Below are 25,076 nucleotides of genomic sequence, written 5' to 3' on the forward strand. Positions count from 1 at the left end.
CATATATAAGGTTGCAATTTGTCTATAGTATTTGTTTTCCGTTTCGATAAAATACAAATAAAGTAAAAAAAAAGAAAAGGAAGAATACAGAGAAACAAGAAAGAAAGGAATCAAGAATACGGAGAAAAAAGTCAAAAAAGTCTAACAAATCAATAAGAAAAGATTACTATGGGTAATCATCCGTTCACACATATATACAAGTCAGACATATACTATTGTATCATGAATAACTGGAGTGGAACCGAATGCTTAATTATATTACGATCAATCAATCAAATTATATTACATATGAGCAGATGAATCTTATCAATGAATTCAGAAAACATTATGTAAACCTATCCGTTTGGAGCAGAGCTCTGGCAATTTCTTTAAAATTTAATTTGGAGAATACTGGTCCGGTTTATGAGCGACTCCAACTGGAGGCCTTAAATACTTACCTTACGTTAGCTAATTTCTATGGTAATGAGGCCACCCAAGAGTATTTAAATCTTTTAACACAGCAAATCATATTGTATAGGAGCGTCGTAGAGGCTATGCTGAACAACGATACCGAAACAGCCGACAGGGATTTAAAGAGACTCTATGATAATTCAGAGCTGATCGGTGATTATTTTGCGAGACTCAGTCCATACTGGGATAAGGAACAATGGGTCAATCTGCAGAGGCAATACATCGACGCATTATATAGCGGAGCTTTTTCAATTGTGCAAGGTGACTATCAAAGAGAAATAGAAATATTTGACAGGATGGTTTATTACACAAACCTAATGGCCGACTATACGTCAAGAGGGATTATGAGAAGTCTAACCTCTGGTCCTCCCATCGTTAATATGCCAGAAAATCAGTGTTATCAGAATTTCTAAAATCAAAACTTAAAAAACCTGTTACCACCGTAAAAAGTACGATAATAGCAGGTTTTTGCTTATGTTATGGACATGGCTTGGAACATTTTTATGCCTGCATATTCTGATGAAATTAGGCATTAAACTTTCAACGTTTATTACTCATCCAAATCCAGACTGCAGTTGTGGTAAACCTTCTGTACGTCATCGTTATCTTCAAGCATATCAATCATCTTCTTCAGATTTTTGATATCGTGCTCATCTGTTGGTGCAGATTCCATGGAAGGAACATATTCGATGTCAGCTTCCACAAACTCGTAACCTGCTGCTTTCAGCGCTTCCGACACGTCATTGAAAGTATCCGGTGTGGTTTGAACTTCAAAAGAATCTTCGTGTGTAATCATATCTTCGGCGCCATTTTCGAGAGCCGCTTCCATTAAGGCATCCTCTTCGATGCCATTGGTTTTTTCGATGATAATGATTCCTTTTCTTTCAAACATATAGGAAACACAGCCTGGAACTCCCAGATTACCGCCAAATTTGTCAAATGCGTGTTTCATAGCTGCAGTCGTTCTATTTCGATTATCTGTCAAAACATCAACGATCACTGCAACGCCGCCTGCTCCGTAACCTTCAAAGCTGCCAGACTCATAAGTTTCTCCGGCCAGCTCTCCGGTACCTTTTTTAATGGCTCTGGTAATATTATCATTCGGCATGTTGATGCCTTTAGCCTTATCTATCGCATGCTTAAGAGACATATTATAATCAGGATCTCCTCCGGACTTGGCAGCTACCGTGATGGCCCTGGCATACTTTGTGAAAACTTGTGCTCTTTTCGAGTCTTGAGATGCCTTTCTGTTTGCAATTGTTCCATGTCTACCCATTAAACAATTCCCCCTATCTATCTTTATCTATTTCGTTTTCTCTGGACTATTATAGCATAAAATTAACTAATTTCAAATTTTTCCTTCATTTTATCCATATTTCTGTAAGCAGTTGCCATCATCAGTTTGATTCTGTTCAACTGGTTTACATCACTGGCGCCCGGATCATAGTCTATAGCAGCAATATTAGCCAGCGGATTATACTTTCTCAACGCTTTCATCATTCCCTTGCCGGTTACATGATTCGGCAGGCAGGCAAAGGGCTGCAGGCAAACGATATTTTCAACTCCATTATCAATGAGTTCAACCATTTCCCCGGTTAACAGCCAGCCTTCTCCGCATTGATTGCCTAAAGAAAGGATTTTACTTGCTTTTTCAGCCATCTCTTTAATATAAAGAGGCTGCTCAAATCGTTCGCTGTGTTCAAGCGCTTCCCTTGCCGGAGCACGGAACCACTCTACCACTGCAATTGCAATACTATTGCCAAGCATGGTGCTGTATTTCCCCGACAGTTTTCTGAAGTTGAATTCCTTGCTGTACATTCCGTAGAGGAAGAAATCCAGCAAGTCCAAAACAACTGCCTCGCCTCCCTCTTCTTCAATAATGTTAACAATATCATTATTGGCAGTAGGATGATATTTTACGAGAATTTCGCCTACCACACCCACCTTCGGTTTTTTGATGTCAAGCAGCTCCAGCTTGTCAAAATCCTGGACGATTCCATGAATATTTTTTTTAAACTTCCGGAGGCTGCCCTTTTCAATGTTTATTTTTGCCCGTTTTGACCAATCTTCAAAGAGTTTGTCTGCTGTTCCAGGAATTGCCTCGTAAGGTCTTGTAGCATATAACACTCTCATGAGAACATCGCCGTAAACCAAAGCCATGAGGGCACGTTTAATCATAGGCAGGGTAAATTTAAAGCCGGGATTCTTTTCCAGACCTGCCATATTTGCAGAAACCACAGGAATCTGTTCCATCTTCAGATCTACCAGGGCTTTTCTAAGCAATGCCACATAGTTGCTGGCCCTGCATCCTCCTCCGGTTTGGGACATAACAACAGCTGTTTTATCCAAATCAAAATTACCGGATTTCAAAGAAGAAATAATCTGTCCCAGAGATACAATGGTAGGATAGCAGGCATCGTTATTGATATATTTCAGGCCTTCCTCCACTGCATGTTTGTCAACAGAAGGAAGAAGCTCCACTTTATAGCCGCTGTGATTCAATGCGGGTTCCAAAAACTGGAAATGAATCGGAGACATTTGCGGGATCAGAAGCGTGTATTCTTTTTTCATACGTTGGGTAAATAGTTTTCTTGTATACGCTTCTTCACGCATGTTGTGTTTTATATGATTCTTTTCTCTCTCCTCCATGGCAGCTTTCAAGGAACGGATTCTAATCTTCGCTGCTCCCAGGTTGGAGCCTTCATCTATCTTTAAAACAGTATAAAGCTTATTCTTATTCTTTAAAAGCTCTTCAACCTGATCGGTGGTTACCGCATCCAGACCGCAGCCAAAGGAATTCAGCTGGACCAATTCAATATCGTCATTTCGGCCGGCTACTTCCGCTGCTTTATATAGTCTGGAGTGATACATCCATTGGTCGAGCACTCTGATAGGTCTCAGCAGTTTTGTAAAGTGGGCCACCGAATCCTCCGTGAGCACCGCCATACCGAAGGAGTTAATCAGCTGGTCAATTCCATGATTGATCTCCGGATCCAAGTGATATGGCCGCCCTGCAAGAATAACAGCTTTTTTATTATGGTCTTTAATATACTTAATGGCATAGGCGCCATTCTTCTTAATATCGTCCTTAAATCTCTTGTCTTCTTTCCTGGCTGCTTTGATTGCCTTGCTGATTTCATTATATCCGATGTGAAGGTTTCGCATCATATCGTACAACTGTCGGATCAGCCTTACGTCATCATCATAGGGCAGAAAAGGATGACTGAATAAAACGTCGTTCTCTTTAAAAACATCATCCATATTATTGGCAATGACTTCGGGATAGGTAGCCACAATCGGACAATTATAATGATTTGGCGCGGTTTCATCCTCCTGGATTTCATAATTGATACACGGATAAAAGATCCATTTAATGCCATTGTTTACCAGCCACTTAATATGCCCATGCACCAGTTTCGCTGGGTAGCAGGCTGTATCTGAAGAAATGGTTTCCATTCCCATTTCGTAGATTTCTTTGGAGGAAACCGGTGACAATACGACACGGAATCCCAGTTTTGTAAAGAAGGTAAACCAGAATGGATAATTCTCATGCATGTTTAAAACACGAGGAATCCCTACGGTACCGCGTGAAGCGTAAATTTCAGCCAGCGGCTCATAGGAAAACAGACGTTTGTATTTATACTCAAAAAGATTCGGGAGCAGCTCACTCTTCTTCTCCTGTCCCGCACCTCTTTCACAGCGATTTCCTGTAATAAATTTGCCTCCGTCATGAAATTTGTTAATCGTAAGAAGGCATTGGTTTTCACATCCTTTGCACCGGGTATGGGTGTTGGTTACGGTGAAGCAATCCATTTCATTAGGCTTAATAATTGCGGATTCTGTCCCTTCCACATAGTTTTCCCTTGCGATCAGTGCAGATCCATAAGCTCCCATGATACCGGCGATATCAGGTCTGACAACTTCTCTTCCAATGATTCTTTCAATGCTGCGAAGTACTGCATTGTTCAGGAAGGTTCCTCCCTGAACAACGATTTTTTCTCCTGCTTCTTCCGCATCCCTCAGCTTAATAACTTTATATAACGCATTTTTAATAACGGAATAGGATAAGCCCGCAGAAATATCTCCAATGGTCGCACCTTCCTTTTGTGCCTGTTTCACTTTGGAATTCATGAAAACGGTGCATCGGGTGCCCAAGTCTACCGGAGCCTTGGAAAAGAGTCCTTCTTTCGCAAAGGATTCAACATCCATATTGACGGATTTGGAATAGGTTTCAATAAAGGATCCGCAGCCGGAGGAACATGCCTCATTCAGCATAATATTATAAATAGCTCCATCCTTGATTTTCATGCATTTCATGTCCTGGCCGCCGATATCAAGGATAAAATCCACGCCCGGTTGAAATTCTTCCGCCGCTTTATAGTGTGCCATGGTTTCGATTTCTCCCATGTCAACATTAAAGGCTGTTTTAATCAAGCCTTCCCCATAACCTGTAACCGTAGCATTGGCTATATATGCGCTTTCCGGCAGCAGGGAATAAAGCTCTCTCAGCATGGTAAGAGTTGCTTCCATGGGTTTGCCTTCATTATTTCTATAAAATGAGTAAAGAAGATATTTTTCATCGTCAATCAGAGCTGCCTTTGTAGTGGTAGAGCCGGCATCGATTCCTAAATAAACTTTACCTTTCGCCCTTTTTATATCTTTTCTTTTTATTTTATTTTTATCATGTCTGCCTTTAAATGCTTGAAATTCACTAAAATCCCTGAAGAGAGGTTCAATGTGTTTTGTTTCTGACATCAATCCCTGATCAGCAGTAAAGACACGATCTAAAATTAGCTTCAGGTTTACCGGTTCATGCTTTTTCGAAAGCATGGCAGCACCGATCGCCACATAATATTGCGATTCCTCAGGAAAAATAATCTGCTCTTCCGTTAATTCCAAAGTTTCTATAAAACGTTTACGCAACTCGGATAAAAAAGAAAGGGGACCTCCTAAAAAGGCAACATTTCCCCGAATAGTTCGTCCACAAGCAAGACCACTGATGGTCTGATTCACTACAGCCTGAAAAATGGACGCGGATAAATCCTCAACCTTTGCACCTTCATTGATTAGCGGCTGAATATCGGTTTTTGCAAAGACACCGCATCTGGCAGCAATGGGGTACAGAAGAGAATAATTTTTTGCACTTTCGTTAAGGCCGTAGGCGTCCGTATTTAAAAGCACCGCCATTTGATCTATAAATGCGCCGGTACCCCCTGCGCAGGTTCCATTCATTCTCTGCTCAACAGTGGGACCATAAAAAGTGATCTTTGCGTCTTCCCCGCCAAGCTCAATAGCAACATCCGTATTTGGAATCAGAGATTCCACTGCCGTACTGCATGCAATTACTTCCTGTTCAAATGGGATCTCCAGTAAAGATGACAACGACAAGCCACCGGAACCTGTTACGGATACGGTTGCTTGCAGATCTCCAAATTCATCGTAGAGTTGATTTAAAAGTTCTGATACTTTATCAAATATGTTGGACATATGCCTTTCATATCTACTGAATATGATTTTGTCATTATGATCAAGTAAAACAAGTTTTACCGTTGTAGAACCGATATCTATTCCTAATTTCATAAATATTGATGATTCCTCCTGCCTGAAAATATGCGATTGAATGAACAGGCCAATTCATTCAGTTGGCATTCATTATACCATGATAATAATTTAAAATCAAAAAGAAGTTAACAAACTTTCTACATATATATATATTAAAAGCTTGATTTAGTATATAATACCCTTATTATGAAGAGTACAATCAAAAAGAAAACCTATAAAGCAATATATCGTCTGCTTGATAAAGTAAGCCCTCTATCCGTGGATTGCGGTGGGCTTTGTTCTGCTGCCTGCTGTAACTGCGGAGGTGACGGGTTACAGGAGGACAGTCTTGATTTTGATATGGGCATTTATCTTCTTCCGGGAGAGGAAAAGCTTTTCACCAGAAAGGAACCGTGGTTAAAGTGGAGTGTTGAAGATGCGGAAGATTATGAGTTCCCGGATTCCTGGCACGGTAAGATCTATTTTACCAGGTGTAAAACTCCGCCTCACTGCCCCAGAGAAATGCGCCCCTTGCAATGTCGGTTCTTCCCTCTTGCACCCTATTTAACGGAGACCGGAGATTTCACCTTGATATGGTCACCGGTAGAGCTCCCCTATCAATGTCCTTTGATACAAGAAAAAATGGAGTTGGAGCCCAGTTTTATCAAAGCGACTCATACCGTTTGGAAACGATTGATAAAAGATCCGTTAATTTTTGACCTGGTGGAAATGGATTCAAAATCCTACCGCAAGGATTCTAGAAGTCAAATTCAGGAAGTTTTATAGAATGAAATGCACCTTCCGGCAGGTTTTGAAGGGGACCCGGTAATCGTTCGGATCCCGCTTCCTGGAAACACTGCCAAAAGGTGCTCTTTTTTGTGATTCTTTAATGATTCTTTTATAATTTATTTATTTTACCTGAAGTGCATTATAGATAATGGATGCAGCTTCAGCATTGGTAACCGCTTTGGTACCGTTAAACCGTCCTTTCGTATCCCCCTTCATTACGCCCAATCCGTAGCAAATGGCCGCATATCCTTTATAAGATGGTGAAACGCTGTCTTTAAACGGATTTACAAAGATCTCAGGATGTTCTGCTGATTTTCCCTGACCCAGGAACCGAACTGTGAATTTTGCAGCATCCTGACGGGTCAACTCTGCTTTGGGAGCCTTTTCCGTATCCTTCACAATTTTATCATTGATCAGCATCTTATAGAAATCGTCATCCGTATAATACATTTGAATTGGTGAATACAGATATCTTAAAAAGTTCATCTGTGTTATTTTTTGATTTGGATTAAACTTTTCCCCCTCAAGATAATATCCGTTTTCCAGAAGCTTCATCACGGTAGTTTCCGACCAATGACCGCTCAGATCGGTATATTGCGGTATGGATGCTTCTTTATATGGATTTCCGTCCCATCCAATCTTTGCGCCTGTATTCGGATCAATCAAGAATCCGCCTGCTGAATTTGCATAGTCGTAAACTAATGCGATATCCCCTTTGTCAACCTTTTTATAAAGTAAGCTTAATTTTCCCGTAGCATTGATTTTCTCGAATGCAGCCTCTTTTGTCATGACTTTGTCAATGCTTGGGAAGGTTGCGCTTTCATACCAGCTGCAATCATAGTGAGTGATCATTCCGCTTGCTTTGTTTACGATTACGGTAAAACCATTTCCGACAAAGTCGATTCCATTTACCTGACGATAGTAATTAAAGCTGTAATCGGAAGTTTGGTATTTATCATCGTAAGCGATTGCATTTGCATAATTTTCATAGTATTTTGACTGACTGAATTTATCTGCAGCAACTTTTTTCATAAAGTCTTCTGCCTTTTCTCTGGCTTTCGCCTCAGAAATCGCTGCACTGCCTTTGGTACTGCTCTCCTTGTAAATATAGAAAGAGACGAGTTCTCCGGTTTTTGCATTGATGATTCCATAAGCGCCGTCAAAACCTATTTCCCAAACATATTTGCTTGAATCTATATAGTTTTTAGAAAGCGAGGTGCTGGTTACCTTCATATCGGAAGAGATCCCCGGAACCAAACTTCTAAGCAGGCTTTCAGCCTTTTCTTTGGAGATGACATTTGATATCTTATCGACGGCATCCAGTTCTTCTCTGGTCAAGGCCTGAGCAGCAGCAGTGGATTCCATTTTATAGGTAGGGACTGCTCCGCCGAAATCCCGGAAAATACCGTAATCCTGATAAAGCCTTACAACTTCCCCTGTTTTGGCATTGATCGCTTTTCCGCCATTGTCTGCCGCATATGCCGGAAAGATCTTGAGCTCTTTCTTGTTGTAATCATAGTAAGAATAATAGCTGAGTTTTACGCCGATTTTATCCAGATAGGCTTTAGTTGCAGCATCCAGTCCGATGATGCCGTCCGTTGAAGGAAGTGTGGGAACTTTTAAACCTGCATCCATGATAAAGCCGATGACTTCTCCTGTATGCTTATCCACCTCAACGCTTGCCGTAATGAAATTGACCGGTACATCATTCATAAAAAGACGATAAGCATAATAATGACGATCTGTGCTATTATAGTCATTATTTTCCACTAATTTCATCTTCCCTGCCAGATCCGGCCTTACCTTTGCCAGAAAATCTGCAGCTGTTTTTTTCCCTGCTTCTCTGGTAACATTTCCGAGTCCTTCCTTTTGCTGATTGGTATATCTGTTATAATTAATAATATAGCCGTTATTTTCAACAGAAGCGGAAATGCCTGCACTGTAGTCTTCTTTATTCCAGTTCAGGTACCAGATGGATATCATTTCACCATCCTTTTCATATTGGCTGGAAGAATACTGAAAGTCCTTGTAGTCACTTGGAATGGTTACCACATTTTTTACCGCTAAAATTGCCTTCTCCAGTCCTTTACTGTCTGATTCTTCTGCGAATGCCGGTATAGCAGCAGTCAAAATCAGGCTCAGCATCAAGAGAATGCTCAATAATCGTTTCACTCATTCATACCTCCTTTATTAATTGATACTAATTGATAAGACGAGATTGTTTGGAAAAAGTTCCCCAAGTTACAAAAAAAAATCAGGAAGAGCCTGATTTTTTTAGATCCTATTCATAATGAAAATCCACATCTAACAGTACAGGACAATGATCACTGCCCATAATATGGTCATAGATGGTAACATCCCTTATTTTATCTTTGATTCTCTCCGAAGCCAGAAAATAGTCAATGCGCCATCCGGCGTTATTTGCTCTGGCATTGAACCGGTAGGACCACCAGGTATACGCGCCTGTTTTCTCAGGGTATAAATAGCGATAGGTATCAATAAATCCAGCCTCCAGTAATTCCGTAAACTTTTGCCGTTCTTCATCGGAGAATCCTGCATTACCCTTATTGGACTTCGGATTTTTTAAATCGATCTCCTGATGGGCAACGTTCAGATCACCGCAGATGATCACCGGTTTTTTTTCATCCAGCTTCTTTACATATGTACGAAATTCATTTTCCCAAGCCATTCTGTAATCCAATCTGGCGAGCTTTTCCTGGGCATTGGGAGTATATACGGTTACGATATAGAAGGTTTCAAATTCCAGGGTAATAGCCCTTCCTTCCTTATCATGACCCTCCGAATCAATATTATAATTTACAGATATCGGTTTTTGTCTTGTAAAAATTGCGGTACCGGAATAGCCTTTTTTTTCTGCACTGTTCCAAAACTGTTCATATCCTTCCAAACTGACTTCTGTTTGCCCAACCTGCATCTTTGTTTCCTGGATACAGATGATTTCAGGTTCCTCTTTTTTGCAGAATTCAAGAAAACCCTTTCCTAAACAAGCCCTTAATCCGTTTACATTCCATGTAAGAATCCTCATCTTAACTACCTCCCCTGTCCTGTATCTTGACGGTTCCCATTATTCCGACCCAAGGTCTTTGATTTCTTTTCTATATATATATCGTAAAAACAGTACGGTTGCCGCTAAAGAGAAAATCTCTGCCATCGGGAAAGAAAACCAAACTGCATCGAGGCCGATGAAACGTGCCAGCAGCCATGCTAAAGGCAATATGAGAACAATCTGCCTCAGTACAGACATATATAAGCTTAATGTTCCATGCCCTGTAGCCTGGAACATGGTCGAAGAAATGATTCCAATTCCTGCAAAGACAAAACAAATGCTGATGCTCCTCAGTGCCCTGACACCAATGTGCAGCATTTCAGGAGAAGCGTTAAACATCTTTAGCAGCGGGATAGGGAATATCTGGAAGATCAGCATACCCACCAACATAATGGAAATTGCAATGATCATAGATAATTTAAAGGCATGCAGTAATCGATCCTTTTTCTTCGCCCCAAAATTATACCCAAAGATAGGCATGGAGCCCTGGGTCAGGCCAAACACGGGCATAAAGATGAAGGACTGAAGTCTGAAATAGACTCCCAGAACAGCCACCGCCGCGTCGGAAAAGGAAATCAGAATACTGTTAAACCCTACCAGCATCACTGATCCGATAGACTGCATTACAATAGCCGGAAGTCCTACGTTATAAATACTTTTTATAATATACCAATTAAATCTGAAATTTTTTATTTTAATCTTTACCTCATGTTTTTTCGTAAACAGGAATAATAAGCCCAGACTCATGGATAAAAATTGACCTACAACTGTCGCTGCGGCAGCACCTGCCACACCCAGCTCCGGTGCACCCAGCAAACCAAAAATCAGAATGGGATCCAGTATGATATTCGTCACTGCACCGGTTAGTCCGCAAATCATCGGCAGAATCATATTTCCCGTTGCCTGCAGAATCTTTTCAACATTGATCTGGATGAAGATAAAGAGAGAAAAAATCGTTACGATAGCACAATAAGCCGTTGCATCTGGAACGATCGATGCGCTTTCCGAAAATGCCCTGACGAACATCTCTGAAAAGAAGAATCCAAAAATGGCAAAAAGAGCCCAGTTTATTATAGAGAGCATCATCCCATGACTGGCTGCCAGATTAGCTTCAATAAAGTTTCTTTCTCCTAATCGTCTGGAGATAAGCGAGTTCAGTCCTACACCGGTTCCTACACCTACCGAAATAAGCAGCATTTGAATGGGAAAGATCAGCGTTACCGCTGTCAAAGCGGACTGGCCTATCATTCCTACGAAAATACTGTCTACAATGTTATATAGGGCATGGATTATCATGGAAAACATGGCCGGAAGGGACATGGATATCATTAATCTCCCTACAGGCATGGTTCCCATTTTATTTAATTCTAATTGCGTTCCGCTTTCCGGCGGTCTGTTGCTGCTGTTATGTTTTTCTTGATTCATTTTTTGCTCCAATTTCTGTCTTTATGTTATTTGCAATAAAAAAATATCTCGTTGAATCTACATCCAAGAGATGTTGCAAGGTTTCTATTGCATTCGAACAAGTCCCTGGACTGTTACTGTAATAGTATAACCACATAAAATTTTAATTGCAAGTAAGAAAGCGGAATTTTAGTAAGATTGAATCAAAAAAAGGCAGGTTGTTACCTGCCCGCTGATACAAATATCTTTCACTTTTTAATATGCGTTTACTTCCTTTAAGAATGTATCCACTGCCGATGCATATTCAGGATTCGGCACATCTGCACCATTTTCCTGGCAGCTATCTTTTCAAGCCATTTCCTCAAGATATTTTTCAGTCTGAACCGCTGCAATCGCACCATCCGCAACTGCTGTTACGACTTGCCTCAAGCTCTTCTTCCGAATATCACCAACAGCAAAAACGCCAGGAATATTCGTGCGCATATCTTCGTCTGTAATGATATATCCATTCTCTGTGCTGAGTTTCCCCGTATATAGATCTGATTTGGGTTTATACCCAACAAATCCAAACACTCCGAAAGTTCCATCGTCTGGATCTGCCTTTATCTCTGTAATATTTCCATTCTTTATATTTTCAAGAATCATTCCTTCAATAACATCACCTCCGGTAATCTTTTTTAAAACGGTATCCAAAATAAAATCGATTTTTTCATTTTTAAAAGCCTTCTCTTGAAGTGATTTGGCAGCCCTAAGCTCTTGACGTCTATGAATGATCGTGACTTTTTTAGCAAATCGTGTGAGATATATGGCTTCCTGAACTGCGGAATCACCGCCTCCAACTACATAAACATTCAAATTCCTGAAAAAAGGTCCATCGCAGGTAGCACAATAAGAGAGGCCTCTGCCTCTGAACTTATCCTCCCCTTCAACTCCAATCGGAACAGCGGCTGCTCCTCCGGCTATGATGATTGTCTTTGCATGATAGGTTTCTTTCTCGCACTTTATAACTTTTATTTCTCCATCAAGAGAAACGTCAACTACAGTATCTGTAACTTTATTGACACCAAACTTTTTAACTTGCTCAACCATTCTGTCAATTAGTGTCGGGCCGCTTTCAATATCAAGTGAACCCGGATAGTTTTCAATCTCAGATGTCTGCAGAATCTGACCACCCTCTAAGTCTTTCTCTATAATTAATGTGTCCAGCATCGCTCTTCCAGCGTAAATGCCAGCTGACAGGCCAGCTGGCCCTGCTCCGATTATAATTAAGTCAAATATTTTCATTTTTGTTTGCTCCATTCTCAAAAACCATACAATAGAAATTATCTCCTAAGGCAAATTCTTTCGAGTTCAAGAATCCCTTTTCAGCCATTACTTTTATAACTTCTTCCCTTGAAATTCTATGCGATACAGGCGGTCCAAACGGAGTTTCATGTTTATAGAATTCAATCAGCATGATTCTTCCGTCTGTTTTTAAAATTCGTTTCATTTCATTTAAAAAAACGGATTTATTCTCTATCTCATGCAATACGGTTACTAATAACACCAGATTGACCGTCTTATCATTTATTTGAATATTATCGCCTTCCACTGGAATAAGATCAATATTTGTCAGTCTCTCAATTTTAGCCTTCTCTTTAATGACTTCCAGCATCTCGTGATCCGTTTCAAGTGCATATACCCGATTGCTGGTTAATTGGGCAGCCGGTATAGTAAAAATACCGCTCCCTGCACCAACATCACAGATAGCATCATTTGAATCTGTATTGATTCTTTTTAAAGTTCCGAGTGGATCCAGTTCTTTCACTCTTATCTGGTTTTCCAGTTTCATCTGTTTCGAATGTCTCATTCTATACCTTCCTATTTCAGATCGAATTTCATGATACAGTCAACTAATCAATAAGCCCATTACTGCTCCATACATAATTGAGTTTAAAGGTTTCGATGTGATAGGACAAGTGCCTGATGCGCATCCAACAAATTTATAATATAGAAAACCTAACAAGCCTCCAACAGTTGCTCCAATTATCATTCTTATCATTGCCTTTCTCCTAACTTAATACAAATATTTAATTTATATAATACACCGAATCTTATTCTTCGACTGTGATTTCATCACCAAAGTCAGGAGTCTGAGCTGCTTTAAGTATGGCCGGAACCAAGCTGTGATGTCCAGCCATGCATCTTCATAGTAAGTAAATTCTTGATTTTTTGCATTAAAAAAACCTCCTTTAACAAAACAAGTCTATGCATTTTGCAAAAAGACGTGTTCTGCTTTAGAAGGCTCCATGCTTGAAAACGTTTATTTTTTAACGTTTCCGAGACTTATGTAGTGTGAGCAAGTCTATAAGCCGAGTTCTGTATTTGACAATCATCTATCTAGGCGTACTGTCGCCAGTACGCTCAAGCGACCTACCTACCGGGCAGCGACGGGCAGCCGCCTTTTACGCCCTACTTGGTCTTGCTCCGGGTGGGGTTTACACGGCCAGCATGTTACCATGCTGCCGGTGAGCTCTTACCTCACCATTTCAACCTTACCTCAGCAAATGCTGATCGGCGGTATGTTTCTGTTGCACTTTCCTTAAAGTCACCTTCACCAGACGTTATCTGGCACCCTTGCCCTATGGAGCTCGGACTTTCCTCGTGTATCATTCGATGCACGCGACTGTCTGGCTTACTCACTTTTTTATTATAACATAGTTTTAAATGGATTTGAATTAATTTCTGACTGGTAAATTTCGATTTTAGAACCAACATTTTTCTTTAATTTAAAAGCAAAATTTTCGGCAAAAATTCGTTCTGTTCCATAATGGCCTGCATCAATAAGACAAAGTCCCGATTCTCTGGCAATCTGTGCCTCATGATGACGAATATCACCGGTAATGAACAGATCACAGCCGTTCCAGATTGCAGCTTCCATGGCTGCCCCTCCTGCACCGGTACAAAGGCCGACTGTTTTTATTATTTTATTGGGATCACCGACCATTTTCATTTCCCCGGCAATTCCCAGTGCTTCTTCAATCATTTTTCCTGCCTCTAAAAGAGTACAAGGTTCTCTGAAATTTCCCATTCTTCCAATCAGAGGTTCCTTTGAAGAAGGTCTCTTTTCTTTCAGCCTGCGAACTCTGGATAAGCCGATCAAATCCGCCATATATTCATTATTTCCTCCGAAAGCCTCATCAAATGTCGTATGAGCAGAATATACCGAAATGCCTAATTTAATCAAATCAATAATATAGTTTCCTGTAATACTATTATTGTCAATCACATCAATTTTTTGAAAAATTAACGGATGATGAGTGATAATAAAATCGATTCCTTTTACTTTTGCTTCTTCTATGACACTTTTGGTAATTTCCAGGGCAACCAATACCTTGTTAACTTCTTTATTTCCCATATTGATCTGCATCCCGCTGTTGTCCCATTCTTCTTCCAGTTCTCTTGGTGCGATTTCTTCGATTTCGGCCACCAGATCCTTTAAATTCATACTCATTTTTCTCTTTTGCTCCTTTTCAATAATTCCTGCAGCAATTGTATCCTGCTTTCCGAGGCTTCCAAAGCTTCTTTACGCTTTAATTCGTTTTTTCCTGCCCCGTTTTTAATATCCGTTATGATCTTATTTTCTATTCTAATCTTATTTTCAAGAAATTCAACCAGTAACGGATCTTTTTTATCAAAAAGTATGGGACTTATCTCCAAATCCAGAGGATTCATCTTTTTATTCAAGGAGGAACTCTCTTCATTTACGCCGTCAGCTCCGGATGCTCCGGCTGGTCTTGCCGCTATGATTTCGCAAATGTATTTTCCTTCTTGTACCAACACTTCGTCATAAATTATAAAATTGTTAAAAAGCAGCCAGTTTCTCAATTTTTCCTGAGCATTTCTAGGCTGCATGATGATCTTCTGACAGCTCTTTGTTTTTTCCAAATCTTCAGCCAAAATATCTGCAATCAACATCCCTCCCATACCGGCTATCACGATTGCATCCACTTCGCCGATTCCAATTGTGTTTAAACCGCTGCCCAGCCTGATATCGAAGGGATTATCCGGGAAATATTTTTGTATATTGTCTCTTGCTTTTTCCAGCGGGCCTTCTTTCACGTCGCTCAATATTACCTTGGGAGAGATTCCTCTTTCCCATAATGAAATAGGTAAAAATCCATGATCGGTACCGATATCGGCAACAGTCTCACCCTTTGATATATAGTTTGCAATAGTTTCCAGTCGATGGGAAAGTCTAATCATCGTTCATCTCCAAAGAAAACCACCCGTTTACTGCGGGTGGCCAGTTTTTTATTCAAGATAATCCTTTAATTTTTTGCTTCTGCTTGGATGTCTTAGCTTTCTTAATGCCTTTGCTTCTATCTGCCTGATTCTTTCTCTGGTTACATCAAAGCGTCTTCCCACTTCCTCCAGCGTTCTTGCTCTGCCGTCATCCAATCCGAATCTCAGTTTTAGAACTTTCTGTTCTCTGTCGGTAAGGGTATCAAGCACTTCAACAAGCTGTTCCTTTAACATAGAAAAAGCTGCTGCTTCCGCGGGAGCGGGAACATCATCATCAGGAATAAAGTCACCTAAGTGGCTGTCCTCTTCTTCTCCTATAGGAGTCTCCAAAGAAACGGGCTCCTGGGCAATCTTTAATATTTCCCTTACCTTTTCCTCGGAAATATCCATTTCGGCAGCAATTTCTTCCGGAGTCGGTTCTCTTCCATACTCCTGTAATAATTGTCTGGAAATTCGGATGAGTTTATTGATCGTTTCCACCATATGCACCGGGATTCGAATGGTTCTTGCCTGATCAGCAATGGATCTGGTAATGGCCTGTCTTATCCACCAGGTAGCATATGTACTGAATTTGTACCCTTTTCTCCAGTCAAATTTGTCTACCGCTTTTATTAAACCCAAATTACCTTCTTGTATTAAATCCAGAAAGAGCATTCCTCTTCCTACGTATCTTTTTGCTATGCTGACTACCAATCGTAAATTGGCTTCGCAGAGACGTTTCTTTGCCTCTTCGTCTCCAACTTCCATCAGCTTCGCCAGTTCGATTTCCTCTTCTGCTGACAGCAGCGGAACCTTACCGATTTCCTTCAGATACATTCTGACGGGATCATCCACTGCAATTCCCTTTGGAAGAGTTGCTTCCAAGTCGATTTCTCCGCCATCCAACGAAATATCGTCCACGGCAAGATCAGGATCCTCCTGCTCCAGTGCAATGATTTCAAAATCATCGGGATCTACTTCTGATACGATTTCAATACCCATGGAGATCAGGGAGTCATAGAGATCATCCATCTGGTCCTTGTCCATGTCTATATTTTCCAAATAATCCGATATTTCCCTGTATGAAATGGAGCCTTTACTTTTTGCCTTTTCCAATAATTCGTTTACATATTCAAACTTTTTATCGTCATGCCCTTCTTCATAGCTCATGCAAACCACCTACCTTCTATCTTTATCCTCTCTTTTTTGCTTTCTGTATTTCCATTAGTTCTTTTGTTAGCTCTTCAATTTTATCTTTATCGATTTCGTCATCTAAAATAGATAATATTTTGATAATTTCCCGTTCTCTTTTGGCCATTCTTGCTTCTTCAATCCTGATAACACAGTCCTGATATACCTGCTCTTCCTTATCCGCCAAATGAACGTTATCCAATATATCCGTCAAAGCTCTTAATTCATCCTGTTCTAAACTGTCTTCGAGTTTTTTAATGTCTATTTCTTCATCGTCGTTATAAATAGATAAGATCATCTCATATATGGTAAATGCCTGCGGATTGACAAATACCCAGTCATATGGCTTGATTCTTGGGACAAAGCTGCTTTTCAGCAGCATCAGACGAATTAAATGCTTTTCAAGCATACTCACCGTTTTGACTGGACCATTTTTTTCCGCAGAATGTCTCCTTCCACTCTCTAAATTATGTACAATTTGCGGAGTTCTTATAGGTTCGCTATTATTATTGCCATAAATTTCTAGTCTTATAGCCCCTTCAGAAATTTTTGTTTCTTTTGCAATTTTTTTAATATAGATGTCTGCTTCCACAGGGCTCACATCTTTTAAAATATGTGCCGCCTCCTGTAAAAATGTCACACTTCCCTCTGTGGTTCCTATATCCAGCCTTTGCTTCAACAGATGAATTTTATATTCCGCAAAAGGCATTGCCTCATTTACAAGTTTCAGGAATTTCTCTTTTCCATTTTTTTTAATAAATTCATCCGGATCCTTACCATCGGTTACATGCAGCACTTTAACCTTGCAGCCTGTCTTATGGAGAATGTCAAGGCCCCTGGCCGCAGCAGCCTGTCCGGCAGAATCAGCATCATAGGATAAGACAATATGATCCGTATACCGTTTCAACATTGCTGCTTGATTTTCCGTCAAAGCAGTACCTAACGATGCGGATACATTCCTGATACCATGCTGATATAAGGAAATGACATCCATATATCCCTCTACTAAAATTGCATAGTTCTCCTTATTAATATCCTGTCTCGTTAAATTTAAACCATATAAGTTATTTTTCTTCGAAAACACCGGAGATTCGGGAGAATTCAAATATTTTGGTGTCCCGTCATGCAGTGTTCTCCCTCCGAAACCGATGACTTTTCCTCTGGTATTAATAATCGGAAACATAACACGGTCTCTGAATTTATCGTAAAACTTGCCCTTAGACTCTGAAACTAGTCCCAATTCTAGTAATAACTCCGGCTTCACACCCTTGTCCAAGAAATAGTTTAACAGGCTGTCCCATTCTTCATCAGCATAGCCAATACCAAATTTTTTCAAAGTGGCAGGTTCCAAGCCTCTCTTTATCATATAATCATAGGCAGGATTGGCTTTCTTTGTAAAGTTTCGGTAGAAGAACGCAGCAGCTTCTCTGTTGATTTCATAAAAGCTTGCCTTTTTCCCTTCCGCTTCAAAGCTTGCTGACTTTATTTCAATTCCATATTCTCCTGCCAATTTCTCAATTGACTCGTGAAAATCTAAATTGTTATATTTCTGTACAAACTCTATTACGTCGCCTGTGGCTCCGCATCCAAAACAGGTAAAAATTTGTTTCGCATCGGAAACAACAAAAGAAGGTGTCTTCTCATTGTGGAAAGGGCATACACCTTTGTAATTATTCCCGGCTTTTTTCAGGGAAACATGGCGGCCTATCACATCTACAATGTTGCACCTGCTCTTAATTTCTTCAACTATGTTATCACTGTATCCGGCACCCACCTTTTAATCCCCGCTTTAATTCCCTATTCCCCACATTTGTATCTTACTGAGTACATATTCGACATAACTTCTTTTATTCCTTTTTTTCTGATAAAAAATTTTGAAATTTTTTTAAATCTCTCTAACTTTGGTATTTTACAATCTATTTCCAGCCTTTCGGTACAAATAACTGGGTGAAAAGATTCAGCGCATACCGATCTGTCATTCCTGCTATATAATCCTTTACCACTTCATCAATGCCAAATTCCTCGATCATTCCCTTATTTTCCTCAGGAAGCTCATTTGGATGTTCCATAAAATACTGGTAAAGAGAGAAGATCATATTCCGAATTTTATCCAGCTCCTCATCCTTTTTGACCACTTTGCTGTGATAGACCCTTTCAAACATAAAGGTACGCAGCTTATTCATATGAAAGCTGACCTCATCGCTCATGATAATGTGATCCTTACCGTCACTTTGGCCGGCAAGATCCAGTATCATCGTATTAATTCTCTGCCTATGGCTGCTCCCCAGAATCTCCAGGCAATCCTTCGGCAGATCCGACTCTTTGATAATGCCTCCGCGAATGGCATCATCGATATCATGATTGATATAGGCAATTCTATCACTGATTTTTACCACCTGACCTTCCAGGGTAAAGGGAACTCCTGGTCCGGTATGGTTCAGGATACCATCTCTCACTTCCAGCGTAAGGTTCATGCCTCGTTTCTCACCCCGTGGCTCCAAAACCTCAACAACCCTCAGGCTTTGTACATTGTGCTTAAATCCTGAAGGATGTCTTTCATCCAGAAAGCTTTCGCCATTGTGACCGAAGGGCGTATGTCCCAAATCATGCCCCATGGCGATAGCCTCCGTCAAATCTTCATTCAGTCCAAGAGCCCTGGATATCGTCCTTGCAATTTGGGAAACCTCCAAGGTATGTGTCAGCCTTGTACGAAAGTGATCTCCTTCCGGGGCCAAAAAGACCTGCGTTTTATGCATTAATCTGCGCAGAGCCTTGGAATGAACAATGCGATCTCGATCCCGCTGGAAATCTGTCCGCACATCACATTTTTCCTCTTCAACCTGCCTGCCCCGACTTTCTGCAGCTTTGGCGGCGAAGGACGACAACTGCTCGTATTCACGTTTTTCTAAATCTTCTCTTAATATCATATGAATCACCTATACCCCTGAATTTGAAATATACTTGAATTAACTACTTTTCATAATAACTTATTATAATTAATGATACCACTATTATCCAAAAAATAACAAACTGAAAAGTTACTCTTATTTTACTTTTCAGTTATTTTTTTAGCATTCTTACCTCACTATTAATTTTTATATATGAATATTTATTATACTAAACAATAGTCTTTTGTAGAATTGATCTATTAAAATTTTTTTATTTACCATAAATTTCCACTTGGTTATTAAAGGGTTCAAAAACCAAATCCTTAAATAATAAACGACTACCTCTGTGGGCTCCATCTGGTGGAATATAATAATCATATCTAAACACTAAATATGCTCCATCTTCAGGGAATATGTTCGCATCTGGATAACCTACGTCATAACCTTGAGGTAGTTCTACGTTTATATCAATTATTGCTTCATTAGGTAAATTATTTACTTGACGTGCACTTTCATTTACATTAGATAATACCACTTTACCGCTTTGCCAGTCATACACCAAAACAGTATCCATATATTCCGCTTTCTCTGAACCCTTTATAACAGTTATAATTTCACTATCATTATCTCCGTCCAGATCAGCTAAATAAACCTGGTTTTTACAAATTGCTAAGCATAAAGGCTCTCCTTCTTTATCTAAAGAAAAATAGGCCATTTCATATTCGTATTGTTCAAAAGGCTGCATATAAAATTTTACACGAAAACAATTATGTTCCAAAGCAGTATAACCGGTTTGAATTTGAATATTTTCCCTTGGTACAATATCAATATCTGTTTTGTACATTGTGAAGAAAGGCTTATATCCATTTTGTGTTTTCAGTGCTAAACGTATGGTTTTATCAGGAAATTTACAGACAGCAACTGTATGTCCTGTTATTTTCTTCTTTGTCAGAACTTCGACAGAAGAAACTTTCGAACAGGCAGTCATTATCCCAAAGCACAAGCTAAGAATGAACAATGACATTAATATAACCAATGATCTTTTATTACTGTTCATTACAAAATCCCTCATTCCTAAAGGCTCCCTTATTCTAATTAAGACAATTAGAATATATAGTCATTACGCTAGAGTATTATATTAAAACTAAGGTCTAAATGGGATACAATATTTTCAAAGTGATACTATAATGCAATACTCTGCTAAATTTAATTTTCCTCTATTATTAAGACCTTTTAAAGAGAGGTTTTGTGACCGTTTCTATAAAATTTTCTTCCCAATGTGTTTTAGCAGCAACATCGGTAAGTACCAAATCATCATAATAATAAAAAACCTCCTGACTGACATTCTTATCATATCAATCAAGAGGGTTAACAGGCTTTAGGATATTACCTCACATAAAAATTCTACAACAATTATCCATCCCAGTTAAAGGATTCTATATCCATCTCTGATGTAAAAATTTAGGACCTGACTATTAATAGTCAAGTCCCCTGGAGATCCTGTTTCCAAAATCAGTGTCTGCTTTGAAAAAATAGCTGACTACCTTTTCCTGTATTCTTCCGTCAACAAAAAGCATATTATCAATTATGTTATCCACTAGGTGGTCTTGTTCCCTTTTATTTAATGACCGATACCGTTCACCTGCCTGACTGAAGTTGTCAGGATTCGATACGGCCTTCCGTTCCACCTTGCCCTCAATGATGACTGAAGTTGGAGGGTAGGAAGATACCGCTGCGGTTTGAACCGCAAATTTCGCTTTATTAATAGGTAATTGATTATAGTCTACTCCCAATCGATATCTTTGAGAATCGATGCTGGCAAAGATACTTCCCTGAAGAAGTCTGTCAAAGGAAAACTCAATTCCCGGAACAATATTGGCAGGGCTGAAAGCAGCCTGCTCAACCTCTTCAAAGAAATTCTCCGGTCGTTTATTGATCGTCATTTTTCCAACCTTCGTCAGGGGAATCTGACTTTCAGGCCAAATTTTTGTGGCATCCAAAATATCAAAATCATATTGATATTGATCCTCATATGGGATCAGCTGTACGCTCAGCTCAAAATCTGTAGTTTCTCCTCTTTCCATAGAGTCATAAAGATCTCTTGTGGCTACGTCAGGATCAAATCCAGCCAGGAATTCAGACTCTTGTCTGTTAATATCCTTTAACCCAAGCAACGGTTTCCAATGATATCTGATAAAATGCCTCTTACCTTTCTTATTCACCCAAACGTAAGTATTAACGCTATTGCCCTCTATATGGCGGTAGCTTTTTACCGTCCCTCTATCGCTGAACAGCCATGTAATCATATGAGTCGTTTCAGGATTTTCCGATACAAATTTCCAAAATCTTTCCGCCTGAATCAGATTTGTGTCCGGTGCCGGCTTTAATGAGTGAATTAACTCGGGCAGTTTCATGGCATCTCGAACAAAAAAAACCGGCAAACTGCTGGCTACCAGATCGTAATTTCCTTCCGAAGTGTAAAATTTAACAGCAAAACCTCTGGGATCTCTTGCGGTATCCGCAGATCCTCTGGACCCTGTCATGGTAGAAAATCTCACGAAAACAGGAACCTTCTTGTCAGGATTTTGAAGGAAGGCCGCACTTGTATAATCACTCATTGGCATATATACTCTAAAAAAACCGTGAGCGCCAGCACCTTTTGCATGAATGACTCTCTCCGGTATTCTTTCTCTGTTAAATCGAGTCAGCTTTTCTATCAAACGAACATCCTGGAGTAATATAGGCCCATCCGAACCAACCGTCAATGAGCTTTCGTCACTTTTCATCATATATCAACCTCCTAGATTTTAATACTACAGTATATGATTCAAGTGCCCATAAAGTCAAAACGGAGACAAACTAAATTATCATCAGTCTGTCCCCGTTTTTGTTGATTATTTTATTTTACCCGTTATACTCCCGTATGGCCGAAGCCTCCATCGCCGCGGGTTGTCTCACCAAGTTCGGAGGTATCCTCCCATTTTATTTTTTCATATTTTGCAATGACCATTTGAGCGATTCTGTCGCCATTTTTTATTTCAAATGGTTCTGGCCCCCAATTAATCATCGGGATTTTAATTTCTCCCCGGTAATCACTGTCTATGGTACCCACTCCATTGACGAGGCCAATGCCGTACTTAACCGCTAGTCCGCTTCTTGCTCTGATCTGCGCTTCATATCCTTGGGGCAATTCAATTGCAATCCCTGTAGGTACAAGATATCGATCTCCCGGCATAATGCAGACAGGCTCCTTCAAGCAGGCTCTCACATCCATCCCTGCAGAACCGTCGGTTTCATAAGCCGGCAGGATTCCGCTTTCTGATTTTATTTTTACAATCATCTGCTGCTCCTTTTGTTATGTCTGATACTAAAAAATTGCTTTATCAGGATTGGATTACTTTTTTCATATCTATTTTATTTCTGCCGATGAGGACGCCGGAATACTTCGCAACATCAGTAATGAGTTCGGAGACCGCCTTAATGTCCTCCATGGTTACCGATTCAATGTTCTGAATCGTTTCTTCCGGAGTATAGACTTTGTTTAACAGAAGTATGTTCTTTCCGATGGAAAACATCCTGCCGTTTACATTTTCCAGGCTGAAAATATAATTTCCCTTCAATTGCTCCTTCGCCGTCTGCAATTCCTCCGCAGTAACCCCATTCTGCTTCAGAAGTCTTAATTCCTCTTTAATTCCTAGAATGGCATCCTTGACCTTATCATGGCTTACACCTGCGTAAATATTAAAATATCCGCTGATACTGAAGGAACTGGCCATGGAATATACGGAATACGCCAGTCCTTTTTCCTCTCTGATATTCTGAAAAAGTCTGGAACTCATGCTCCCCCCCATAATATTGTTGAGAAGCGCCAGGGCATAATAACGTTCATCATCAATACTGAGTCCACGTAAGCCCATGCATAAATGAGACTGTTCAATATCTTTTACCTTTACCTTATAGCTGGGCTGGTATTGAGTAAGTTCATAGGATTTTGCAGCCTTCTCGGGGTTCAGCTTCATCAGTTTGCTGTCAAACAGTTCACAAACCTGTTTCTGATCAAAACTTCCGGATATGGAAATAACGATATTATCTCTGGTATATTCTTCGCTCAAGTATCTTTTTATGGAATTCTGAGTGATTCCTTTTAAAGAGCTTGGGGTTCCGATGATGGATTTAGCCAGGGGATTCCCCTTGAATACCAGCTCACTGATAATATCATGAGCATCATCCTCAGGTGAGTCTTCAATCATTTTAATTTCCTCGCAGACCACCCTCTTTTCTTTTTCCATCTCAATTTTATCAAATTTGGAATTCATAAACATGTCGATGAGAATTTCGGCTGCCTTATCAATGTTAGTTGCCAGGGTTTTAATATAATAGCAGGTGGCTTCCTTACCAGTAAATGCATTTATCTGCCCGCCGATCTTGTCCACATCTTCCGCAATCTGCTTCGCACTTCTATTATCGGTCCCTTTAAACAGCATATGCTCAATAAAATGGGAAATACCCGAGTTTTTATCGGTCTCATCAACGGATCCTGCTTTTACCCAGATTCCGACGGAAACGGATTTCACATAAGGTATTTCCTCCATTACTAATCTAATACCGCAATTTAATGTTTTATTTATTATCATTTAGCCTACCACTTTCTTTTTGTTTTTCATACAAATATTATATAGTTAAAGGGGCAGGCTGTAAAGAGGTACAATTTCTATATTCTGGGCCTTAATCTCCTGTATCAGCTCCGGCAGAGCTTTTACAGTTTCGCTTTTCGGATGCATAAGTACAATGGCGCCTTTTAACGGTTTCTTCAGGATTCTTTCCTTTATGACACTTGCCGTTGAACCTTCTCTCCAGTCAATGGTATCTGCACTCCACAAAGCCATCTTATATCCGAGACTCTTGCATAAGTCCACCGTAGTATCGTCATAATCCCCGGAAGGCGGTGCAAATACCGTTGTTTTTACCCCTGTTATATTTAGTATAACCGCTTCTGTCTTCAATATTTCTTCTTTTGCCTTATCTACAGAAATTTGCGTACAGAGCTTGTGTCCATACCCATGATTTTGAATTTCATGGCCGTCTACGGCAATAGCCTTCAGCAGTTCAGGATTATTTTCTGCCCATCTTCCACTGACAAAAAAAGTGATTTTAACGTTGTTGTCCCGGAGTATTTTCAGCATATCAGGGAGTACCTCTTCCCCCCAATCCACATTGCAGCTGAGCGTCAGCTTTTTGCTGTCTTCAGCGCCTTTTCTTATGATGATATTTTCCTGATCGATTCCTTTTCCTTCGACTCCCAATATCAAGTCACTGACTGTGTACACTTCCTTATCAAATATCAAGGAATGAATGGAGAAAATTTGATAAAAGGAGAAGATCAGAAAAAAGATGATAGCACCATAAATGATGATTTTCTTTTTTTTCATAAAAACACCCCCAAACAATCTATGCTTGAGGGTGCCGGATTATATCTTCTATCT

General features: G+C 40.0%; 20 protein-coding genes and 1 other RNA gene. 2 read left to right on the forward strand and 19 right to left on the reverse strand.

What is annotated here, in order from left to right; genetic code table 11:
• Positions 1-245 precede the first annotated feature (245 nt).
• The gene (locus KCX82_RS02450) at positions 246-863 is read left to right on the forward strand and encodes a hypothetical protein (protein ID WP_227016846.1); all 618 of its coding nucleotides are present in this window, start codon (positions 246-248) and stop codon (positions 861-863) included.
• Positions 864-1,000: 137 nt separating this feature from the next.
• Here the strand turns inward: KCX82_RS02450 and KCX82_RS02455 are convergent, their stop codons facing one another.
• The gene (locus tag KCX82_RS02455) at positions 1,001-1,726 is read right to left on the reverse strand and encodes a YebC/PmpR family DNA-binding transcriptional regulator (RefSeq protein WP_227016847.1); all 726 of its coding nucleotides are present in this window, start codon (positions 1,724-1,726) and stop codon (positions 1,001-1,003) included.
• 62 nt (positions 1,727-1,788) lie between these two features.
• A complete protein-coding gene (locus KCX82_RS02460; RefSeq protein ID WP_227016848.1) occupies positions 1,789-6,030 on the reverse strand; it encodes a 2-hydroxyacyl-CoA dehydratase in 4,242 nt (1,413 codons plus the stop codon).
• Positions 6,031-6,198: 168 nt separating this feature from the next.
• Here KCX82_RS02460 and KCX82_RS02465 point away from each other — a divergent pair, with 168 nt between their 5' ends.
• The gene (locus tag KCX82_RS02465) at positions 6,199-6,777 is read left to right on the forward strand and encodes a hypothetical protein (protein WP_227016849.1); all 579 of its coding nucleotides are present in this window, start codon (positions 6,199-6,201) and stop codon (positions 6,775-6,777) included.
• A 123-nt stretch (positions 6,778-6,900) separates the two neighbouring features.
• Here the strand turns inward: KCX82_RS02465 and KCX82_RS23105 are convergent, their stop codons facing one another.
• The 17 genes from KCX82_RS23105 to KCX82_RS02550 all read right to left on the reverse strand — a co-directional run bounded on the left by KCX82_RS23105 (position 6,901) and on the right by KCX82_RS02550 (position 25,022).
• Positions 6,901-8,952, reverse strand: coding sequence for an S-layer homology domain-containing protein (locus KCX82_RS23105; RefSeq protein WP_227016850.1), 2,052 nt, complete (start codon positions 8,950-8,952; stop codon positions 6,901-6,903).
• Between the two features lie 109 nt (positions 8,953-9,061).
• Positions 9,062-9,826, reverse strand: a complete 765-nt coding sequence (locus KCX82_RS02475) for an exodeoxyribonuclease III (RefSeq protein WP_227016851.1) — start codon at positions 9,824-9,826, stop codon at positions 9,062-9,064.
• Between the two features lie 39 nt (positions 9,827-9,865).
• Positions 9,866-11,272, reverse strand: a complete 1,407-nt coding sequence (locus KCX82_RS02480; protein ID WP_227016852.1) for an MATE family efflux transporter — start codon at positions 11,270-11,272, stop codon at positions 9,866-9,868.
• 327 nt (positions 11,273-11,599) lie between these two features.
• Positions 11,600-12,535: a thioredoxin-disulfide reductase gene (gene trxB / locus KCX82_RS02485; protein WP_227016853.1), complete on the reverse strand. Its 936-nt coding sequence runs from the start codon at positions 12,533-12,535 to the stop codon at positions 11,600-11,602.
• Positions 12,522-13,058, reverse strand: coding sequence for a class I SAM-dependent methyltransferase (locus KCX82_RS02490; RefSeq protein ID WP_227016854.1), 537 nt, complete (start codon positions 13,056-13,058; stop codon positions 12,522-12,524). The genes trxB and KCX82_RS02490 overlap by 14 nt, the downstream gene beginning before the upstream one ends.
• Before the next feature lie 81 nt (positions 13,059-13,139).
• On the reverse strand, positions 13,140-13,292 hold the full coding sequence (locus KCX82_RS02495) for a DUF6132 family protein (protein ID WP_227016855.1): 153 nt from the start codon (positions 13,290-13,292) through the stop codon (positions 13,140-13,142).
• Between the two features lie 290 nt (positions 13,293-13,582).
• An RNA gene (gene rnpB, locus KCX82_RS02500) (RNase P RNA component class A) lies at positions 13,583-13,932 on the reverse strand.
• An 8-nt stretch (positions 13,933-13,940) separates the two neighbouring features.
• Positions 13,941-14,744: a Nif3-like dinuclear metal center hexameric protein gene (locus tag KCX82_RS02505; RefSeq protein WP_227016856.1), complete on the reverse strand. Its 804-nt coding sequence runs from the start codon at positions 14,742-14,744 to the stop codon at positions 13,941-13,943.
• Complete coding sequence (locus KCX82_RS02510; RefSeq protein ID WP_227016857.1) at positions 14,741-15,496, reverse strand: tRNA (adenine(22)-N(1))-methyltransferase; 756 nt, start codon at positions 15,494-15,496, stop codon at positions 14,741-14,743. Before KCX82_RS02510 ends, KCX82_RS02505 begins: the two co-directional genes overlap by 4 nt.
• 48 nt (positions 15,497-15,544) lie before the next feature.
• Entirely contained in the window at positions 15,545-16,684 is a 1,140-nt protein-coding gene (gene rpoD / locus KCX82_RS02515; protein ID WP_227016858.1) for an RNA polymerase sigma factor RpoD, read from the reverse strand.
• 22 nt (positions 16,685-16,706) lie between these two features.
• Positions 16,707-18,479 (reverse strand): DNA primase, encoded by a 1,773-nt coding sequence (dnaG, locus tag KCX82_RS02520; protein WP_227016859.1) that lies wholly within the window; start codon positions 18,477-18,479, stop codon positions 16,707-16,709.
• A 142-nt stretch (positions 18,480-18,621) separates the two neighbouring features.
• Positions 18,622-19,632 carry a deoxyguanosinetriphosphate triphosphohydrolase gene (locus KCX82_RS02525; RefSeq protein WP_227016860.1) on the reverse strand — a complete coding sequence of 337 codons (1,011 nt, stop codon included), beginning with the start codon at positions 19,630-19,632 and terminating at the stop codon, positions 18,622-18,624.
• 232 nt (positions 19,633-19,864) lie between these two features.
• Positions 19,865-20,650 carry a hypothetical protein gene (locus KCX82_RS02530; RefSeq protein ID WP_227016861.1) on the reverse strand — a complete coding sequence of 262 codons (786 nt, stop codon included), beginning with the start codon at positions 20,648-20,650 and terminating at the stop codon, positions 19,865-19,867.
• Positions 20,651-21,068: 418 nt separating this feature from the next.
• Positions 21,069-22,382, reverse strand: coding sequence for a catalase (locus tag KCX82_RS02535; protein ID WP_227016862.1), 1,314 nt, complete (start codon positions 22,380-22,382; stop codon positions 21,069-21,071).
• A 122-nt stretch (positions 22,383-22,504) separates the two neighbouring features.
• On the reverse strand, positions 22,505-22,933 hold the full coding sequence (gene dut / locus KCX82_RS02540) for a dUTP diphosphatase (protein WP_227016863.1): 429 nt from the start codon (positions 22,931-22,933) through the stop codon (positions 22,505-22,507).
• Positions 22,934-22,976: 43 nt separating this feature from the next.
• On the reverse strand, positions 22,977-24,227 hold the full coding sequence (locus KCX82_RS02545; RefSeq protein WP_227016864.1) for a M16 family metallopeptidase: 1,251 nt from the start codon (positions 24,225-24,227) through the stop codon (positions 22,977-22,979).
• Between the two features lie 45 nt (positions 24,228-24,272).
• Positions 24,273-25,022, reverse strand: coding sequence for a polysaccharide deacetylase family protein (locus KCX82_RS02550; protein ID WP_227016865.1), 750 nt, complete (start codon positions 25,020-25,022; stop codon positions 24,273-24,275).
• Positions 25,023-25,076: the final 54 nt, after the last annotated feature.

The organism is Sinanaerobacter chloroacetimidivorans (assembly GCF_018128545.1).
Taxonomy (GTDB): domain Bacteria; phylum Bacillota; class Clostridia; order Peptostreptococcales; family Anaerovoracaceae; genus Sinanaerobacter; species Sinanaerobacter chloroacetimidivorans.

Coding starts and splice junctions, on each gene's coding strand:
- KCX82_RS02450 (WP_227016846.1), top strand. CDS start 246: ATGCTTAATTATATTACGATCAATCAATCAAATTATATTACATATGAG.
- KCX82_RS02455 (WP_227016847.1), bottom strand. CDS start 1,726: ATGGGTAGACATGGAACAATTGCAAACAGAAAGGCATCTCAAGACTCG.
- KCX82_RS02460 (WP_227016848.1), bottom strand. CDS start 6,030: ATGAAATTAGGAATAGATATCGGTTCTACAACGGTAAAACTTGTTTTA.
- KCX82_RS02465 (WP_227016849.1), top strand. CDS start 6,199: ATGAAGAGTACAATCAAAAAGAAAACCTATAAAGCAATATATCGTCTG.
- KCX82_RS02475 (WP_227016851.1), bottom strand. CDS start 9,826: ATGAGGATTCTTACATGGAATGTAAACGGATTAAGGGCTTGTTTAGGA.
- KCX82_RS02480 (WP_227016852.1), bottom strand. CDS start 11,272: ATGAATCAAGAAAAACATAACAGCAGCAACAGACCGCCGGAAAGCGGA.
- trxB (WP_227016853.1), bottom strand. CDS start 12,535: ATGAAAATATTTGACTTAATTATAATCGGAGCAGGGCCAGCTGGCCTG.
- KCX82_RS02495 (WP_227016855.1), bottom strand. CDS start 13,292: ATGATAAGAATGATAATTGGAGCAACTGTTGGAGGCTTGTTAGGTTTT.
- KCX82_RS02505 (WP_227016856.1), bottom strand. CDS start 14,744: ATGAGTATGAATTTAAAGGATCTGGTGGCCGAAATCGAAGAAATCGCA.
- KCX82_RS02510 (WP_227016857.1), bottom strand. CDS start 15,496: ATGATTAGACTTTCCCATCGACTGGAAACTATTGCAAACTATATATCA.
- rpoD (WP_227016858.1), bottom strand. CDS start 16,684: ATGAGCTATGAAGAAGGGCATGACGATAAAAAGTTTGAATATGTAAAC.
- KCX82_RS02525 (WP_227016860.1), bottom strand. CDS start 19,632: ATGATATTAAGAGAAGATTTAGAAAAACGTGAATACGAGCAGTTGTCG.
- KCX82_RS02530 (WP_227016861.1), bottom strand. CDS start 20,650: ATGAACAGTAATAAAAGATCATTGGTTATATTAATGTCATTGTTCATT.
- KCX82_RS02535 (WP_227016862.1), bottom strand. CDS start 22,382: ATGATGAAAAGTGACGAAAGCTCATTGACGGTTGGTTCGGATGGGCCT.
- dut (WP_227016863.1), bottom strand. CDS start 22,933: ATGATTGTAAAAATAAAATCAGAAAGCGGAATCCTGCCGGCTTATGAA.
- KCX82_RS02545 (WP_227016864.1), bottom strand. CDS start 24,227: ATGATAATAAATAAAACATTAAATTGCGGTATTAGATTAGTAATGGAG.
- KCX82_RS02550 (WP_227016865.1), bottom strand. CDS start 25,022: ATGAAAAAAAAGAAAATCATCATTTATGGTGCTATCATCTTTTTTCTG.